The following is an 18,443-nucleotide window of genomic DNA, read 5'->3' as shown; positions in this document are numbered from 1 at the left end:
ATCCCATTGATGCAAAATGAACGTTTTGAAAGCCAGTCCCTTGCGGACTGGCTTTGTTATTTGGAAAAGCTGCACCCCGCTGAAATTGAGATGGGGCTGGAGCGTGTCTCCAAGCTGGCGGCGCGTTTATCGTTAATTAAGCCAGCACCAACAGTATTGTTGGTCGGTGGCACTAACGGTAAGGGGTCGACGGTTGCTCTGTTGGAAAACCTTTGTTTGGTACAGGGGCTGACGACGGGTATCTATTCTTCACCTCACCTTAGACATTACAACGAACGTGTTCGTATCAATGGTAAGGAGTTAGAGGACAGCCAACACTGCCAAGCGTTTGCTGCTGTAGAGGCAGCTCGGGGTGATATTGCGCTGACCTATTTTGAGTTTGGTACCTTGGCTGCCTTATGGCTAATTGCTCAAGCCGATGTAGATGTCGCCCTGCTGGAAGTGGGTTTAGGTGGTCGACTGGATGCAACCAATATTGTTGATGCTGATGCCAGCGTGATCACCAGTGTCGACCTGGACCATCAGTCCTTTCTTGGTAACACCCGTGAATCTGTTGGTTTTGAGAAGGCCGGTATCTTCCGCGCCAACAAGCCTGCCATTATTGGCGAACCCGATGTGCCATCCACCATGCTCGAACAGAGTCGACTCAAGCAGGCTATCCCAGCTTTTGTGGGCGAGGATTTTCACTATAAGAAGCGACAGGACAGTTGGTACTGGCAAACGGAAGGTAAGCTGTTGGAGCGACTGCCACTGCCGAATATTCCGTTGGCGAATGCTGCCACTGCGTTGATGACTTTGCATCAACTGAAGCTGATGCCCGACATTGAGCTGGTTAAGCAGGTGTTGATTAATACCGTGCTTCCTGGTCGCTTTCAGGTTATTTCCCAACAGCCAACTGTGGTGCTTGATGTTGGCCATAATCCCCATGCTGCTAACTACTTAAACAAGCGGTTACAAGCATTGAAAGGTGACGGTAAGGTGATTGCTGTCGTGGCGATGTTGGCGGACAAAGATATTGCCGCGACGCTATCGGTAATGCTGCCGACGGTCGATCAATGGCTCGTTGCTAGTTTGGATGTTCCGCGCGGCGCGACGAGTGATCTATTAGAAGATAAGTTAGCCGAGCTTGGCTCGTCCAGCGACCGTTTTGAGCAAGTGAAAGATGCCTATGATCACGCCTTAGCACATGCTTCGGCGGGTGATGTGGTAATCGTTTTTGGCTCGTTTTACACTGTCGCCGAGATATCAGCCTAAGCAGGGGACGTTTTTTGGCCAATCAACTTACCAATCGATTAGTGGGTACAGTGGCATTACTCGCCGTAGGCATCATTGTGTTGCCTGATTTGCTTGATGGCGAAAAACAGCGGCATAGTGATGAGTTTGCTGTGATCCCCTTGAAACCAGAGGTTGACCTAGCGATCCATCAAGATGACTTGGCGGCGGCTGAGGGGTTGGTTGAGCAGGAAGATACGGCCGCGGCGCTCTTAGCTGAGAACCAGCCGCCAGTTGTTGATATTGATGGCGACAATGTGGTGGTCAGCGAGCCAGATATTGACGCAGCAACGCCAGCGCCAGTAGTCGTAAAACCAGTCAAATCAGCGCCGAAATTGGAAGGCTTTAAGGATAATGCCTGGGCTATTCAGTTGGGTGGCTTTAAGAACGCTAAAAACGTCAATGGTCTGATCAACAAGTTGGAAAAGGGCGGTTATACAGTGTATACCCGACCAAAAACACCAAAAGATGGCATGATCACGCGAGTTTATATTGGTCCAAGTCTTGATAAACAAGCGCTTGAAAGCAAACTGGAAAGTTTGAAAAAACTGACTGGCCTGACTGGCCAACTGACCGCATATAACCCTTTGGAACAATAGGCGGGATAGGCAAACCGTGAATGCTTTGTTAGAATTCGCGCCGTCCTGAAATAGGTGCGTAGTACATGATTTGGATTGATTTCCTCATTCTCGGCGTCATAGCGTTATCATCGCTGATCAGCTTGATACGCGGTTTCGTTAAAGAAGCAATGTCGTTGGTCAGTTGGGTGGCGGCGTTTTTTATCTCCAGCACTTTCTATCGTGATCTCTCTGCTCTGCTGGCGGACAGTATCTCTGACGCTCTGATCCGGGACGGGGTATCTGCACTGGTACTCTTTATTTGCACCTTGATCCTTGGCGCACTCATCAACTACATCATCTCCCAATTAGTTCAGAAGACCGGATTGTCAGGCACAGATCGCGTGCTCGGCATATGCTTTGGTGGCCTGCGTGGGGTGCTGGTTGTTTGCGCCATGATTTTCTTAATGACTAAATTTTTCCAGTTCGCTGATAGACCTTGGTGGCAGGCTTCTGAATTGATCCCGCACTTTGAAATCATCATTGACTGGTTCTTTGAACACCTGGACGAGACACAAGAGTTGGTCGACCAGGCTGCTAGCGCAGTTTAAAAACGGGGTATATTCGCTATGTGTGGCATTGTTGGGATCGTGGCTCAGTCGCCAGTTAACCAATCTATTTATGACGCGCTCACTGTGCTTCAGCACCGCGGTCAAGACGCGGCAGGTATCGTTACTATTACCGAAGATGGTAATTTTAGATTGCGTAAGGCCAATGGTCTGGTGCGTGATGTATTTGATGTTAAGCATATGCACCGTTTACGGGGCAATGTTGGCATTGGTCATGTGCGTTACCCAACCGCTGGTAGCTCTAGCTCTGCCGAGGCGCAGCCGTTTTACGTTAATAGCCCTTTTGGTATTGCTCTCGCTCACAACGGTAATTTGACCAATGCCGATGAGCTAAAAGAGATGCTTTTTAATGAAGCTCGCCGTCATATCAATACCACGTCAGATTCCGAAGTACTGCTAAACGTACTTGCCCACGAGCTATGCTACGAGCCTAATCTTCAGCTCACCCCTGAGCATGTGTTTGGCGCTGTTTCCCGTGTTCATAAGCGATGCCGGGGTGGTTATGCAGCTATCGCCATGATTATTGGTCAAGGTATGGTTGCCTTCAGAGATGCTTTTGGTATCCGACCTATTGTTCTTGGTAAACGAGCCAAGGCTGACGGCGGTTTTGACTATATGGTCGCGTCGGAAAGTGTTGCGTTAGATGCTGTCGGTTACCAGTTTGTTCGCGACTTAGCGCCAGGTGAAGCTGTGTATATTACGGATCAAGGCGAGCTGTTTTCTCAGCAATGTTCTGATGATCCTAAATGCTGCCCATGTATTTTCGAATACGTTTATTTCGCTCGTCCAGACAGCAAAATCGATGGCGTGTCGGTTTATGCCTCCCGTGTTCGTATGGGTCAGCGTTTGGGTAAAAAGATAGCCAAGGAGTGGGCGGATTTGGATATCGATGTTGTTATCCCGATCCCTGAAACTTCCTGTGATATCGCTTTGGAAATCGCTAATAACCTTGATCTACCGTACCGTCAGGGTTTTGTGAAAAACCGTTACATTGGCCGTACTTTTATCATGCCTGGGCAAACTGAGCGGGTTAAATCGGTACGCCGTAAACTCAATGCGATCACTACCGAGTTTAAAGGTAAGAACGTGTTGCTGGTGGATGACTCAATTGTTCGCGGTACGACGTCAAATCAGATTATCGAGATGGCTAGGGAAGCGGGCGCAAAGAAAGTTTATTTTGCTTCGGCGGCTCCGGAAATTCGTTTCCCGAATGTTTACGGCATCGATATGCCATCGGCGAATGAACTGATTGGCCATGGTCGTGAACTGGATGAGATTTGTGACATCATTGGTGCCGATGGTTTGATCTTCCAGGATTTAGCGGATCTGGAGCTGGCGGTTCAGGATGGTAATCCTGATATTGACCAGTTTGAAACATCAGTATTTACCGGTCAGTACGTCACTGGCGATGTGACACAAGAGTATTTGGAGCATATTGACCAAGTGCGCAATGATGATGCCAAGGCTGATGAAGAGTTTTTCCAGAACAGCTCCAACATGGAACTGCATAACGAAGGCCATCCGTGAATGGCTGGTTTAGATACTCTGATTGAGTGTCTTTGACAATAAAAAAGGCAGCGAAAGCTGCCTTTTTTATCTAACAGAAAGGGCCACTTACATATATTCAGGGCCTAAACCCAAGTTCCAAAGGATCACTGACCCGGCCATCAGAGCAACCAGCAAAACCAAGCCGCAGGTAACCACAGAACTGGCGTAGATAAAGCCACGCTCTTCCGGGATATGCATCATGATAGGGACGCCGCTATAAAGCAGATAGACGCTATACGCGACGCCAGCGAGTCCGACCAGCATTACAAACCATAAGATTGGCAGTAGTGCGGCAAAGCCAACCATAAACAGGGGGGTGGAGGTATAAGCGGCGAGTTCCAACGCATGGGTGAATGAGGTTTTTGTGCCGAAAGTGTGTGCCATCCACTGGGTCAGCCAAGCCAAGCCAAAGACGCCAGCAATTAAGCCAAAATACATGGCTATCGACATTTTGAGGGCACTGGCTTCGGTGAGCATGATGGGATCACCTGCGCCAATACTCCAGCCGATATGAGCAGCAGCATAGTAACTGCAGATCGCCGGTATCAGGGCCGTTAACATTATATGTGACAAACTGTAGGTTAAACCTTCATGTTTGAGGTCGATTGCTTGCCATTCTTCACGAGGGTGGGCATAGATGCCCCAGAGGTGGTTCAATATCATAGTTGTTGCCCTTTTGCTTCTTCCCCAAGAAATAGAACAGGCGCGCGTTATTATAATTGTCGCGTCACCCTATGAACATTTATTGACCAGTATCGCGATTTCTGCAAGTTGCGGAGTCAACTCGTGCTGCGGATCATGATCCAGCTCTCCACACTCTAATAGAACGTGATATGGCACCAATGAGCTTGCTTACGCTGAACTCAGGCGTTTAGATCAGACACAGAAGCTGTGATAGAACAAGAACTGTGTGGATCTAAGCTGAAAGCTGAGCTGGTTGCAGGTAGCATAGGCGATTCATGTATCTATTCTGCAATTGAGCTATCGCTGTCATGGATCTGGAACATCAACAACTGCTGGCCCCCATCTATCAATTTCTTAAGTGTGAAACGCCTGAAGCCTGGATTGAAGAAGCAATCAAGCCTGAGCGCTTGTCCGCTTTGTTGGTGGATCATGCTAACTGTGAACTGAAAGCAGCACAGAGTGCCGCGCTGCTTATTCGCCGTTACGCTATCGACAAGGAGAGTGGTGCGACCCTGTTATCTTGGTTAAAACCTTATGAAGACTTTGTTTATCGGCAGGAGGGAGACGGTATTTTTTCTGCTAAGAAGAATGCATTGATTGGCAGTTTAAAAACCAAAGATCTTAAGCCGGAAACGCAGGATCTGCTGGATAAGATGGTGCGTCTGATTAAAGAGGAACTGCATCATTTTGAGCAGGTGCTGGAGATCATGCAGGCCAGAGATATTCCTTATGAACAGCTGTCCGCGGCCAGATATGCCAAGGGGCTCATTAAACACGTGCGTACCTATGAGCCCGCCGCTGCCGTTGATAAGTTGATTATCGGTGCCTTTATTGAAGCGCGGAGCTGTGAACGCTTTGCCAAGCTGGCACCCTATTTGGATGCGGAGCTGGAGAAGTTCTATATCTCCTTACTGCGGTCGGAGGCGCGACATTATCAGGACTATCTGAAGCTTGCTGCGACGATATCTGCTGACGGGCTAGAGCAACGCATCGCATTTTTTGCTGAGCAAGAAGCATTGCTGATGACCAGCGAGGATGATCAATTTCGTTTTCACAGCGGTGTGCCAACGTCAGTTTTTGCTTAAGCGCTATTTTTATCTTCTGGCGACAGGGGAGCGTGGTGCAGTTCAAAGCTATCGGCATCGAAGGTGAGATAGCTGGATTGGCTATACCAGTCACCGAGGACGATACGTTGTCCGGTTCGGCCATTGGCCAAGGTGACATCATGGACAAAGGGACGATGAGTATGGCCATGGATCATCAGCTCTACGTTGTTATCAGTCATGACCTGTGTCACTTCCGCTGACGTTACATCCATAATTTCGGCGCTTTTCATCGCCGTTGCTGCTTTGCTTTTTGCGCGGTAATCATCGGCGATCTTTTTTCGCAGACGTAGCGGCAACGACAACATAAAGCCTTGCCACCACCAAGTTCGGCTCTTGCGGCGAAATTTTTGGTAGTCATGATCTCGGGTGCAAAGGGTGTCACCATGGAGTAACACCACCGGTTTGCCATACAGTTCGACGACACACTGTTCAGGCAGCAGTGTCACGCCAGACTGTTTTGCAAAGCGCTTTCCTAACAAAAAGTCACGATTCCCATGAATAAAATAGACAGGTACACCACTTTGAGTCAGGGTCAAAAACGCCTGCTTCACCTGATTGATGCACTCATCTTCAAAATCGTCGCCAAACCAAGCGTCAAACAGATCACCAAGGACATAAAGCGCATCTGCCTGACTGGCCGTATCCGTCATAAACTCGACGAAAGCGGCCGTAATATCAGGCCGCTCGACGCTGAGGTGGAGATCTGAAATAAAGAGAGTGCTCACTAGGCGTTAGACCAGTTCAGCAGATTCGATCACGACATCTTCACGGGGCACATCTTGGTGTCCGGCGTAGTTACCTGTACTGACCGCTTTAATTTTGTCGATCACATCCATTCCCTCAACGACTTCTGCAAATACGCAGTAGCCCCAACCTGAAGGCGTTTCAGAGGTATGGTCAAGGAAGGTGTTGTCGGAAACATTGATGAAGAACTGGCACGTTGCTGAGTGAGGATCGTTGGTACGAGCCATTGCCAAAGTGCCCACTTTGTTGCTCAGGCCATTGTTAGCTTCGTTTTTGACCTTTTCGTTGGTTGCCTTTTGTTCCATGCCTGGCTCAAAGCCCCCACCTTGGATCATGAAGCCATCAATAACACGATGAAAAATGGTGTTGTTATAGAAGCCTGATTTCACGTATTCGACAAAGTTTGCCACGGTTGCTGGTGCCGCTTTTTCGTTCAGTTCTATTTTAATGTCGCCAAAATTAGTGTGCAGGATAACCATTTGAACTCTCTCCAGTGCATTGTTTGGCTGGATTCTAGCGGATGCGACGCAAGGCTGAAAGGTGTGAGGTGCCGTTTAAGTAGAAAGCTGAGATAAAAAGGGCGATGCGTGGCAGCGGACGCGATGGTAGAATCCCCCTCTATTTGGTGATTTAACCGCAAAGGACGATTGTTTCAATGTTGCAGATCTACAATACGCTCACCCGCGAAAAAAAGGCGTTTCAACCGCTTCAGCCCGGCAAAGTAGGGCTCTACCTGTGTGGGGTTACAGCGTACGATGATTGTCACATTGGCCATGCTCGTACCGCGGTGAGCTTCGATGTAGTGGTACGTTATCTGCGTTTTTCCGGCTATCAGGTGGAATTTGTACGTAACATCACCGATGTGGACGACAAGATCATTAAGCGTGCTTTAGAAAATGGCGAGAGCTGTGACCAGTTGACTGCCCGCACTGTGGCGCGGATGCATGAAGATTACGATAAATTAAATATTTTACGCCCTGATATCGAACCTCGCGTGACTACCCATATGGATGAGATCATCGCTTTGGTGGCGCGCCTGATAGAGAAAAAGCACGCCTATGTCGCGGAGACCGGTGATGTGATGTTCGAGGTCTCAAGTTTTGATGAGTATGGTCGGTTAGGTGGCCAAAACCTCGAAATGTTGCAGGCTGGCGCGAGGGTAGAAGTTGAACGTAGCAAGCGTAGCCCGCTCGACTTTGTGCTCTGGAAGATGGCAAAGCCGGGTGAGCCTAGCTGGATCTCTCCGTGGGGTGAGGGCCGACCGGGCTGGCATATCGAATGTTCGGCGATGAACGCCAAACATCTCGGTGAGCATTTCGATATTCACTGCGGCGGCTCAGACCTCATCTTTCCACACCATGAGAATGAGATTGCACAGTCTTGCTGCGCCTTTGATACACCCTATGTCAACCTGTGGATGCACAGTGGCATGGTGCAGGTGGACAGTGAGAAGATGTCAAAGAGCTTGGGCAACTTTTTCCTTATTCGCGACGTGTTAACTGAGTATGACGCGGAAACCATACGTTTCTTCCTATTATCTGGTCATTATCGTAGCCAGTTGAACTACTCTCGGGATAACTTGCAGCAGGCGAGGGCAGGTCTAGAACGTCTGTATACCGCGATGCGTGATATTGAGCCTGCGTCAGCAGCGGATTTTTCAACGGATGCCACGAGCAAGTTCCGCCAGGCGATGGATGATGACTTTAATGTGCCGGAAGCGATGTCGGTATTGTTTGAGTTGGCGAAAGAGATCAATCGGTGTCGCCAAGCAGAGCCTGAACGGGCGGCACAGTTAGTTGCCCAGTTAACAGCGCTGGGTGGCGTGCTGGGCATACTGCAACAATCGCCAGCGACTTTTTTGCAGGGCGATGAAAGTCAAGATGAAGTCGCTTTAATTGAATCTCTGATTGCGCAGCGTAATGCCGCTCGGGCAGCAAAAGATTGGGGCGCAGCAGACGAAGCGCGGGACAAATTGAATGAGATGAAAATTGTGTTGGAAGATGGCCCTGAAGGCACAACTTGGCGTCGAGGTTAACCGCGGTTCTACCGTAGCAAAGCCAAAGTAGAAATAAAAACGCCCACATGTGTGGGCGTTTTTATTAGGGTAATAGGCAACTCATGTCAATCGTTGTCGTGGTATAGCTCGCAGGCTTCTAAGGTATTTTCAATCAAGCTGGCTACCGTCATTGGGCCAACTCCACCCGGTACAGGGGTGATGAATGCAGCTTTTTCTGCTGCAGGCGCAAACTCAACATCACCGACCAAGCGTCCGTCATCTACTCGGTTGATACCAACATCAATAACGTAAGCGCCCTCTTTAACCCAGTTACCAGGGATAAATTCAGGCTTACCTACAGCAACCACCAGGATATCGGCACGGCGTACTTCGGCTTCGAGATCTTCAGTAAAGCGATGGCAACATGTGGTGGTGCAGCCAGCAAGCAGCAGCTCTAGGATCATTGGGCGACCAACAATGTTGGAGGCACCAACGATCACCGCGTGTTTACCGTGAAATTTAACACCCGTTGAATCAAGCAGGGTGATCACCCCTTTTGGCGTACATGGGCGTAGCGCTGGAATGCGTTGAGCCAGGCGGCCGATGTTATACGGATGAAAGCCATCCACATCTTTATCTGGACGGATCCGCTCCAGTACCACCTCTGAATTGATATGTTCAGGCAGCGGCAACTGCACCAAAATACCGTCGATAGCGACCTGTTCATTGAGCTGATCGATTAACGCAAGCAATTCATCCTGCGTCGTTTTACCTGGCAGATCATGGGAAACCGATACAAATCCCACTTCGTCACAGGAGCGGCGTTTACTACCAACGTAAACGGCCGAGGCAGGGTCGTCGCCGACCATGACAACGGCGAGGCCGGGCGCGCGTTTACCCGCATCAAGACGTACTTTAACCCGTGCGGCGACGGATTCTTTTACCTGCTTAGCAATTGCTTTGCCATCAATAAGCTGAGCTGCCATGTCTACCTTTGCTATTATTGGAACGAAATTATGGTTGCTGAGCATTGTCTCAGAATGTGGTTAAGCTTCCAACTATGCTTTTCGCTTGATTTGCACGATTGACCGCTGGATCCATACTCGCTATTATGCCGCCGCTTTTGCGACAAAGCGGTCTTCGATTTTGTCCGATGCAATCATAAAGCGCCCGTAGCTCAGTTGGATAGAGCATCCGCCTTCTAAGCGGATGGTCGCAGGTTCGAATCCTGCCGGGCGCGCCATCTCTTGATTACTCGACTCTCTCTATTAACCCCGCTATAATGCCGCGTCATTTTTCGCCGTCGCCGAAGTGTGGTTTAGTCAGTCAGCTGGCTTTTTCCGACCGCGAAAACAGAATTCATATTGGTGGCAGTGTTAACGGAATGTCGTTCGCTGTCCTAAATACCGTAAGAAAACAGAGAGTAAGCAGCTCTCGATATTGAGGTAGCAAGATGCAAGTGTCTGTTGAGACTACTAGTGGTCTGGAGCGTCGCCTGACCATTTCTGTTCCTGCTGAGCAGGTAGAAAAAGAAGTGGAGAATCGTCTCCGTCGCCTGTCTAAGACTCAGCGCATTGACGGCTTCCGTCCAGGCAAGGTGCCTGTGTCCGTTATCCGCAAGCGTTATAGTGATGCCGTTCGTTATGAAGTTGCTGGTGAGCTTGCTCAGCGCAACTATTTCGAAGCTATCATGGCTGAGAAGATCGCCCCTGCAGGTCGTCCTGAACTGGCTATCGTTAAAAACGAAGCGGGTGCGGATCTAGAATTCACAGCAACTATTGAAGTCTATCCAGACTTTGAAGTGGCTGGCCTGGAAACGGTTGAAGTTGAGAAGCCTAGCGCAGAAGTGACAGATGAAGATCTGGCTAACATGATCGAAACACTGCGTAAGCAGCATGCTACTTTTGCTGAAGTGACTCGTGCCGCCGCTGAAGGTGATAAGACTTTCATTGATTTCGTTGGCACCGTTGATGGCGAAGAGTTTGATGGCGGCAAAGCTGAAAACTTTGAATTGGTTATCGGCGCTGGCCGCATGATCCCTGGTTTCGAAGATGCTGTTGCTGGTAACAAAGCAGGTGACGAAGTCGTTGCTAACGTGACCTTCCCTGAAGACTATCACGCAGAAAACCTCAAAGGAAAAGCCGCTGAGTTCAAGATCAAGATCAACAAGATCGAAGGTCAGGAACTGCCAGAAGTGAACGAAGAGTTCGCAGCTAAGTTCGGTGTAGGTGATGGTACGGTTGAGTCTTTCAAGACTGAAGTAAGCAAAAACATGCAGCGTGAGCTGGGTCAAGCGCTGAAAAACGCGGTAAAAGAGCAGGTTATTAACGGCTTATTGGCCGCTAATGAAGTTGACCTGCCTAAAGCTTTGGTTGACCAAGAGATTGATGCTTTGCGTCAGCAAGCGCTACAGCGCTTTGGTGGTGCCGAGCAGCAAAACTTGCCTGAACTACCTGCTGACCTGTTTACTGAGCAGGCCGAACGTCGTGTACGTACCGGCTTAGTATTGGGTGAGTTGATTAAAGGTAATGAGCTGGAAGCTGACGAAGAGCGTGTGATGGAGCAGATCAACACGCTGGCGACTGCTTATGAAGATCCATCAGAGGTCGTTAACTACTACAAAGGTAACGAAGAGTTGATGCAGCAAATGCGCAATTTGGCTCTGGAAGATCAGGCGATTGATTTAGTGCTGAGCAAGGCAAAAGTCACTGAAGTGACCAAAACCTTTGACGAAGTAATGAATCCAGCTCCTAATAACGCCTAAACAGCGTTGACTTGTGCGGCCTCGTGCCGCATATAATGGCTCGACTGAATTATTCACTCGAGCCATTTTTATATCTAGGAAACACATGTCAAATTTCGAACAGCCTTCCGCTTTTGATCCGCTAGCCTCATTGGTACCCATGGTTGTAGAGCAGACAGCCAAGGGAGAGCGCGCTTACGATATCTATTCTCGCTTACTCAAAGAGCGTGTGATCTTTATGGTTGGGCCGGTCGAAGACCATATGGCAAACCTGATTGTTGCACAGATGCTATTCCTTGAGTCAGAGAGCCCAGAAAAAGATATTTTTCTCTATATCAACTCTCCAGGTGGTTCAGTAACGGCCGGCATGGCGATCTACGACACGATGAAGTTTATCAAGCCGGATGTGAGTACCGTCTGTATCGGCCAAGCCGCCAGCATGGGGGCTTTCCTTTTGTCTGGCGGTGCGAAGGGTAAGCGCTACTGTTTGCCAAATAGCCGAGTAATGATCCACCAGCCGTTGGGCGGTTTCCAGGGCCAGGCATCGGATTTTGAAATTCATGCCAAAGAGATCCTGTCTATTAAAGAGAAGATGAACCGGTTAATGGCAGAACATACGGGGCAGCCTTATGAACAGGTTTCTCAAGATACCGATCGAGACAACTTTATGAGCGCTTATGACGCGAAAGAGTATGGCTTGGTAGATGATGTTCTGACACGTAGAACAGAAGTGTGATAACGTTTTACTAAGTTCGGCTTATACTGGTTGTATGCCTATGAAAGTTTTGAGCCTGGTAAGCGGAAGTTAAAAGTGAGGATTTGTGCATGACTGATCATCGAAAGGGCGGGGATAGCGACAATAAACTGCTGTACTGCTCTTTTTGCGGCAAGAGCCAGCATGAAGTGCGCAAACTGATAGCAGGGCCATCGGTTTTTATTTGTGATGAGTGCGTAGAGCTCTGTAACGATATTATTCGTGAAGAAATAAAAGATCTGCCTAATAAGCGTGATGGTTCCAGATTACCAACACCACATGAGATCCGGGATCACCTGGAAGGCTACGTGATTGGTCAGGAACACGCGAAGAAAGTGTTATCGGTTGCGGTTTATAACCACTACAAGCGCCTGAAGAATACCGACGTCAACGATGAAGTTGAGTTAGGTAAAAGTAATATTTTGCTCATCGGTCCAACAGGTAGTGGTAAAACATTACTGGCGGAAACGCTGGCCCGTTTTCTTGACGTGCCTTTCACCATGGCTGATGCCACAACACTGACCGAAGCAGGTTATGTGGGTGAAGATGTCGAGAATATTATCCAGAAATTGCTACAAAAGTGTGACTACGACACAGATAAAGCACAGCGCGGCATCGTGTATATCGATGAGATCGACAAGATCTCGCGTAAATCTGACAATCCAAGCATTACGCGAGATGTCAGTGGTGAAGGTGTACAGCAAGCGCTATTGAAGCTGATCGAAGGTACCGTGGCGTCTGTGCCTCCGCAAGGTGGCCGTAAGCATCCGCAGCAAGAGTTCTTGCAGGTTGATACCTCCAAGATATTGTTTATCTGTGGTGGTGCCTTTGCTGGGCTGGATAAAGTGGTTGAGCAGCGGGTTAATGTGGGTACTGGTATCGGTTTTGGTGCCAAGGTTAAAGATTCTGATGAGAAGGCGTCGCTTAGCGATATGTTCCGTCAGGTTGAGCCGGAAGATCTGGTTAAGTATGGCCTGATCCCTGAATTTATTGGCCGTCTTCCTGTTGTAGCAACATTGGAAGAGCTGGACGATGAAGCCTTGATCCAGATCCTGCAAGAGCCAAAGAACGCGTTAACGAAACAGTACAGTGCTTTGTTCCGCCTTGAAGAGGTTGAACTGGAGTTCCGTGATGACGCTCTGCGAGCGATAGCTCGTAAGGCGATGGATCGTAAGACTGGCGCCCGTGGTTTGCGCTCGATAGTTGAGCAAATATTGCTCGATACTATGTATGATCTGCCATCAATGGAAAATGTCGCAAAAGTGGTTGTTGATGAAACGGTGGTTACAGGTGAGTCAGATCCAATTCTGATTTACCGTGGAACCGAGCAACAAGTCGCTTCAGCAGACTAAAGTCGTACAGATAATGACCAACTAAGGGGCTTCGGCCCCTTTTTCCGTATTTGCCGATTGAATCGGCTTTCCATGCCCCCATATACTGTTGAAATAAGTCCTTATCCTCTGGTGGAGATCCTGCATGACAGAAGAGCGTTTGGAACGCATAGAGATCCCTGTACTGCCATTACGTGATGTAGTGGTATACCCGCACATGGTGATCCCACTGTTTGTTGGTCGCGAAAAGTCTATCCAATGTCTTGAAGCGGCGATGGAAAATGACAAACAGATATTCCTGGTGGCACAGAAAGATGCATCAGTTGAAGAGCCGGGTACCGAGGATGTGTATGACGTCGGTACGGTAGCCACCATATTGCAGCTGCTAAAACTGCCTGATGGTACGGTGAAGGTTTTAGTCGAAGGAAGCCAGCGTGCTCGTATTGAGCAATTTACCGCGTCGGAAGATTTCTTCGAAGCGGAAGTACAGTACTTAACCACGCAAGTGGAGATGGAAGAGCGCGAGCTCGATGTGCTTGTCCGCTCGGTGATCGCACAGTTTGAAGGTTACATCAAACTGAATAAAAAGATCCCGCCCGAAGTACTGACCTCCTTGCAGGGAATAGAAGAGCCGACTCGTCTGGCTGATACGATGGCGGCACATATGCCGTTGAAGCTTGATGATAAACAGAAAGTGCTTGAGGTGGTCAGCGTTAACGAACGCCTCGAGTTCTTAATGGCGATGATGGAATCCGAAGTTGACCTGTTGCAGGTTGAAAAGCGGATCCGCGGTCGCGTTAAGAAACAGATGGAAAAGAGTCAGCGCGAGTACTATCTGAATGAGCAGATGAAAGCGATTCAGAAAGAGCTGGGTGAGCTGGAAGAAGGTCCTGACGAATTCGAAATGCTGAAGAAGCGTATCGAAGAAGCGAAGATGCCCGATGAAGCCAAGGAGAAGACAGAAGCGGAATTGCAGAAGTTGCGCATGATGTCACCTATGTCCGCTGAAGCGACGGTTGTTCGTGGTTATATCGATTGGATGGTCGGGTTACCATGGCATAAGCGCAGTAAGGTGAAAAAGAACCTTGCTGGCGCGCAGACCATACTCGACAAAGACCATTTTGGCCTCGAGAAAGTCAAAGAGCGTATTCTTGAGTACCTGGCCGTACAGAATCGGGTACGCAAGCTGAAAGGCCCTATTTTATGTTTGGTTGGGCCCCCTGGCGTGGGTAAAACTTCTCTCGGGCAGTCTATCGCGAAGGCGACAGGGCGAAAATATACTCGCATGGCATTAGGCGGCGTGCGTGATGAAGCTGAAATACGCGGTCATCGCCGAACTTATATCGGTTCTATGCCGGGTAAGCTGCTGCAGAAGATGAGTAAGGTTGGGGTGAAAAACCCGCTGTTCTTGCTTGATGAGATCGACAAAATGGGCAGTGACATGCGTGGTGATCCGGCATCTGCGCTGTTAGAAGTACTCGATCCAGAGCAAAACAACAGTTTCAATGACCACTATCTTGAAGTGGATTACGATCTGTCGGACGTGATGTTTGTTGCCACTTCCAATTCGATGAATATTCCGGCGCCTCTATTAGACCGCATGGAAGTGATCCGCTTAGCGGGTTACACCGAAGATGAAAAGCTTAACATCGCCCGTGAACACCTGTTGTCAAAACAGGTTGAACGTAATGGCCTCAAGGCCAATGAAGTTGAGATTGAGGATAGTGCGATTAATGGCATTATTCGTTATTACACTCGCGAAGCGGGTGTACGTAATTTGGAGCGAGAGATCTCCAAGCTATGTCGAAAAGCGGTCAAGCAGTTACTACTGAAAGAAAAAGCTGTGCCCATTCGGATCACGAATGAAAATCTGAAAGAGTACTTAGGCGTACAGCGTTACGATTTCGGTAAAGCGGAAGATAACAACCGCATCGGCCTAGTCAATGGTTTGGCTTGGACGGAAGTTGGTGGCGATCTACTGACTGTTGAAGCGATGTCGGTGCCTGGTAAAGGCAAGCTTTCGTTCACCGGTTCCCTTGGTGAGGTGATGCAGGAGTCCATTCAGGCTGCGATGACTGTGGTGCGTTCTCGTGCTGACAAGTGGCGTATTAGTCCTGATTTTCATGAGAAGCGTGATATTCACGTACACGTGCCAGAAGGGGCAACGCCCAAAGATGGTCCGAGTGCGGGTATCGCCATGAGTACAGCTTTAGTTTCTACGCTGACAGGCAACCCGGTGCGTGCAGATGTTGCGATGACTGGTGAGATCACGCTACGTGGTGAAGTACTGCCGATTGGTGGCTTGAAAGAGAAACTGTTGGCCGCACACCGCGGTGGTATTAAGCGGGTGATCATCCCCCATGAAAATGCCAGAGACCTTGAAGAGATCCCTAATAACGTGAAGCAAGACATGGAAATTCATCCGGTACGCTGGATCGAAGACGTGTTGGAGTTAGCGTTACAGGAGCCTGCGGAAGGTTTTGCAATTGCTAAGAATTAGATCTTGGTAACGAAAATAATGCGGGTTCGGTGATCGTGCCCGCGGATCTGGCTCAATCCCTCATAATTCAAGGCTTCGCGCCTTGCGTAGCGGATTTAAGCCTGATATAAAACGTCGCTAGTTGCGGTAAACAAATAATAAATTGCTGCAACCAATGAATAGAATAAGAAAGGGGATGACACCGTGAATAAGTCTCAACTTATTGATCAAATTGCTGATGGAGCAGATATTTCAAAGGCGTCTGCTGGCCGTGCGCTAGATAGCTTCGTCGATGCTATTACTGAAGCTCTTAAAGATGGCGACCAGGTTGCTCTGGTTGGTTTTGGTTCTTTTGTAGTTCGTGAGCGTGCTGCTCGCACTGGTCGTAACCCACAAACGGGTGCAACCATCGATATCGCTGCTGCTAAAGTTCCTGCGTTCAAAGCCGGTAAGGCTTTGAAAGACGCTGTAAACTAATTCACGGCCGCGTTAGCGGCTGGAATTTGGTTTACGCGTCATACACTGCAGATGTAAGTCTGCAGTTATGGAGTGGTAGTTCAGTTGGTTAGAATACCGGCCTGTCACGCCGGGGGTCGCGGGTTCGAGTCCCGTCCACTCCGCCAATTTATCGAAGGCGCATCCGACGACGATGCGCTTTTTTTATTTTAGTTTTGCGTAAGCGCTAACGAGAGACAACAACATGCTGGATAAGATCCGTGAGGGAGTTCACGGCCCCGCCGCCAAAATTGTATTGAGTTTAATCATTTTGTCATTTGCTTTTGCGGGCGTCAGTAGCTACATGGGCGGTAACAATGCACAGCCTGCTGCCGTAGTGAATGGTGAAGAGATCAGCCCTCGGGCATTTGAGGCTGCTTATCAGAACGAACGCGCGCGCATGGAGCAGCAGTTTGGGCAATTGTTCAATCAGTTGGCAAGTGATAGTGCTTATATGCAGCGCTTTCGCGCGAGTGTTTTGGAGCGCCTGATTGACGAAGTAGTCACAGACCAGGCTGCTGATGAATTAGGCCTAACTATCAGTGATGAACAGATTAAATCTGCCATTAAGGAAATGCCTCAGTTCCAAGTGAATGGGCAGTTTTCTAATGATGTGTATTTGAGTACTGTTCGCCGTCAGAACATGTCAACGTCGCAGTTCCGTGAATATCTGCGTCGCGAAATGACCCGACGTCAATTGTTGCAGGCGCTGATTGCGACCGATTTCGTTACCGAGGCGGAATTGAAGCAACGCTATATGCTGGACAATCAGACGCGCGATATTCGCCTGGTGACCATTGATTCAGCAACCTTGCTTGGGCAGGTTGAGCCTTCAGATGAAGAGTTGCAGCAGGCCTATGAAATGCAGGCACAGCGCTTTGTTACGCCTGAGCAGATCGCACTTGAATATATTGAATTGAAGGTGTCGGATCTGGCTGCTACGCAGTCAGTAAGCGATGATGAGATCAATGCTTACTACAGTGACAACTCTGCTCTGTATATGCTGCCAGAACAGCGCAAGGTTGCGCATATATTGTTGCCAGCGGAAGATAGTGAAAAGGCCGCTACGTTAGTGTCTGAATTGGCAGCAGGTGCTGATTTTGCAGAACTGGCTAAAGCTAACTCTATCGATACTTTTAGTGGTGAAAACGGTGGTGAGCTGGACTGGTTTGAGCGTGGAACCTATGGCGAAGATTTTGATGACGCATCATTTGCTTTAGCTGTTGGTGATGTATCAGCACCAGTAGAAACAACTAATGGCATTCACCTGATCAAGTTGCTAGATGTTAAACCGTCGGTTCAGCAACCACTTGCGGAAGTGACCGATAGCATTGCGCTACAACTAAAGAAGCAGAAAGCTGAAAGCGATTTCATTGAGTTGCAAACGGCAATGACCAACGTAGCGTTTGAAGTTCCTGACACGCTGGAGGATGCTGCTAATGCGGCAGGCCTAGAAGTGCAAAAAACGGCTTTGTTCAGCAGAGAAAGTGCGCCAGCACCATTTAATAATGGTGAGTTGCTAAATGCAGCGTTTAGCGAAACTGTCTTGCTGGAAGGCCTGAATAGCGATGCGATTGAAGTTGGCGGTGAGCAAGTGATCATTGTGCGCTTGTTGGAGCATAAACCCTCTGCACAGCTAACCTTTGACGAAGTTAAGCCGCAATTGTTGACTGATGTGAAGCGACGTCTTGCTGGCGAGAAGGCTGACGCAATTGCAGCTGAACTCACAGAGAAGTTGTTAGCTGGTGAAGATGTCACGGCATTGCTTACTGAGAATAGCTTGGCATTTGAAGAGAAGTTGGCGTTGACACGCTATGGTAGTGATGTGGCTCCTGCGGTTCGCGATGCAGCATTTGCTTTAGCGCCGTCGACTGATGGCACAGCAAGTGCAGAACAAGCTTCGATCCCTGGCGGGAAGTATGCCGTGGTTGAACTGTTAAAGGTCAATACTGCAACCTCGCCAGAGCCAGCGCAATTGACCGCGTTGGAAGCGCAGGTTTCCCCGCAACTTATTGAGCAGGCTTATCAGCCATTGATCGCGATGCTTCGTGACCGGGCAGAGATAACCTATCCAGTGGTAGCGACAGAAACATTGCCACAGTAAA

Annotated in this window: 16 protein-coding genes and 2 tRNA genes; 14 read left to right on the top strand and 4 right to left on the bottom strand. The window is 48.9% G+C overall.

Annotated elements, in window-relative coordinates:
* Positions 1–9: 9 nt before the first annotated feature.
* The 4 genes from folC to purF all read left to right on the top strand — a co-directional run bounded on the left by folC (position 10) and on the right by purF (position 3,985).
* Entirely contained in the window at positions 10–1,254 is a 1,245-nt protein-coding gene (folC, locus tag EZV61_RS16800; protein WP_131417116.1) for a bifunctional tetrahydrofolate synthase/dihydrofolate synthase, read from the top strand.
* 14 nt (positions 1,255–1,268) lie between these two features.
* On the top strand, positions 1,269–1,871 hold the full coding sequence (locus tag EZV61_RS16795; RefSeq protein ID WP_158538150.1) for an SPOR domain-containing protein: 603 nt from the start codon (positions 1,269–1,271) through the stop codon (positions 1,869–1,871).
* Positions 1,872–1,936: 65 nt separating this feature from the next.
* On the top strand, positions 1,937–2,440 hold the full coding sequence (locus EZV61_RS16790; protein ID WP_114339926.1) for a CvpA family protein: 504 nt from the start codon (positions 1,937–1,939) through the stop codon (positions 2,438–2,440).
* 18 nt (positions 2,441–2,458) lie between these two features.
* Positions 2,459–3,985 carry an amidophosphoribosyltransferase gene (gene purF, locus EZV61_RS16785; RefSeq protein ID WP_114339927.1) on the top strand — a complete coding sequence of 509 codons (1,527 nt, stop codon included), beginning with the start codon at positions 2,459–2,461 and terminating at the stop codon, positions 3,983–3,985.
* Positions 3,986–4,072: 87 nt separating this feature from the next.
* Here the strand turns inward: purF and EZV61_RS16780 are convergent, their stop codons facing one another.
* On the bottom strand, positions 4,073–4,669 hold the full coding sequence (locus tag EZV61_RS16780) for a Yip1 family protein (protein WP_114339928.1): 597 nt from the start codon (positions 4,667–4,669) through the stop codon (positions 4,073–4,075).
* A 329-nt stretch (positions 4,670–4,998) separates the two neighbouring features.
* Here EZV61_RS16780 and miaE point away from each other — a divergent pair, with 329 nt between their 5' ends.
* Entirely contained in the window at positions 4,999–5,775 is a 777-nt protein-coding gene (gene miaE, locus EZV61_RS16775; RefSeq protein WP_114339929.1) for a tRNA isopentenyl-2-thiomethyl-A-37 hydroxylase MiaE, read from the top strand.
* On the opposite strand, the gene lpxH is transcribed toward miaE, so the two are convergent.
* Positions 5,772–6,521: a UDP-2,3-diacylglucosamine diphosphatase gene (gene lpxH, locus EZV61_RS16770; RefSeq protein WP_131417114.1), complete on the bottom strand. Its 750-nt coding sequence runs from the start codon at positions 6,519–6,521 to the stop codon at positions 5,772–5,774. The genes miaE and lpxH overlap by 4 nt on opposite strands.
* 6 nt (positions 6,522–6,527) lie before the next feature.
* Positions 6,528–7,019: a peptidylprolyl isomerase gene (locus EZV61_RS16765; protein WP_114339931.1), complete on the bottom strand. Its 492-nt coding sequence runs from the start codon at positions 7,017–7,019 to the stop codon at positions 6,528–6,530.
* A 176-nt stretch (positions 7,020–7,195) separates the two neighbouring features.
* On the opposite strand from EZV61_RS16765, the gene cysS reads away from it, so the two are divergent.
* Positions 7,196–8,575, top strand: a complete 1,380-nt coding sequence (cysS, locus tag EZV61_RS16760) for a cysteine--tRNA ligase (RefSeq protein WP_131417112.1) — start codon at positions 7,196–7,198, stop codon at positions 8,573–8,575.
* 86 nt (positions 8,576–8,661) lie between these two features.
* Here cysS and folD read toward each other — a convergent pair whose 3' ends face one another.
* The gene (gene folD, locus EZV61_RS16755; protein ID WP_131417110.1) at positions 8,662–9,522 is read right to left on the bottom strand and encodes a bifunctional methylenetetrahydrofolate dehydrogenase/methenyltetrahydrofolate cyclohydrolase FolD; all 861 of its coding nucleotides are present in this window, start codon (positions 9,520–9,522) and stop codon (positions 8,662–8,664) included.
* 180 nt (positions 9,523–9,702) lie between these two features.
* Here folD and EZV61_RS16750 point away from each other — a divergent pair.
* The 8 genes from EZV61_RS16750 (at position 9,703) to EZV61_RS16715 (ending at position 18,442) form a co-directional block, all read left to right on the top strand.
* A tRNA-Arg gene (locus EZV61_RS16750) sits at positions 9,703–9,779 on the top strand.
* A gap of 210 nt (positions 9,780–9,989) precedes the next feature.
* On the top strand, positions 9,990–11,300 hold the full coding sequence (tig, locus tag EZV61_RS16745; RefSeq protein ID WP_131417108.1) for a trigger factor: 1,311 nt from the start codon (positions 9,990–9,992) through the stop codon (positions 11,298–11,300).
* A gap of 85 nt (positions 11,301–11,385) precedes the next feature.
* A complete protein-coding gene (gene clpP, locus EZV61_RS16740) occupies positions 11,386–12,015 on the top strand; it encodes an ATP-dependent Clp endopeptidase proteolytic subunit ClpP (protein ID WP_114339935.1) in 630 nt (209 codons plus the stop codon).
* Between the two features lie 89 nt (positions 12,016–12,104).
* Positions 12,105–13,385, top strand: coding sequence for an ATP-dependent protease ATP-binding subunit ClpX (gene clpX, locus EZV61_RS16735; RefSeq protein WP_114339936.1), 1,281 nt, complete (start codon positions 12,105–12,107; stop codon positions 13,383–13,385).
* 124 nt (positions 13,386–13,509) lie between these two features.
* Positions 13,510–15,864, top strand: coding sequence for an endopeptidase La (gene lon / locus EZV61_RS16730; RefSeq protein ID WP_131417106.1), 2,355 nt, complete (start codon positions 13,510–13,512; stop codon positions 15,862–15,864).
* A 183-nt stretch (positions 15,865–16,047) separates the two neighbouring features.
* The gene (locus EZV61_RS16725; protein WP_114339938.1) at positions 16,048–16,320 is read left to right on the top strand and encodes an HU family DNA-binding protein; all 273 of its coding nucleotides are present in this window, start codon (positions 16,048–16,050) and stop codon (positions 16,318–16,320) included.
* A 69-nt stretch (positions 16,321–16,389) separates the two neighbouring features.
* Positions 16,390–16,466 (top strand) — tRNA-Asp (locus tag EZV61_RS16720).
* A gap of 77 nt (positions 16,467–16,543) precedes the next feature.
* Positions 16,544–18,442, top strand: a complete 1,899-nt coding sequence (locus EZV61_RS16715) for a SurA N-terminal domain-containing protein (protein ID WP_131417104.1) — start codon at positions 16,544–16,546, stop codon at positions 18,440–18,442.
* Position 18,443 lies beyond the last annotated feature (1 nt).

It is taken from the genome of Corallincola luteus, from assembly GCF_004336975.1.
GTDB lineage: Bacteria > Pseudomonadota > Gammaproteobacteria > Enterobacterales > Neiellaceae > Corallincola > Corallincola holothuriorum.
Note: the sequence above shows the minus strand (reverse complement) of the source record. Positions and strands in the feature narration are given on the sequence as shown.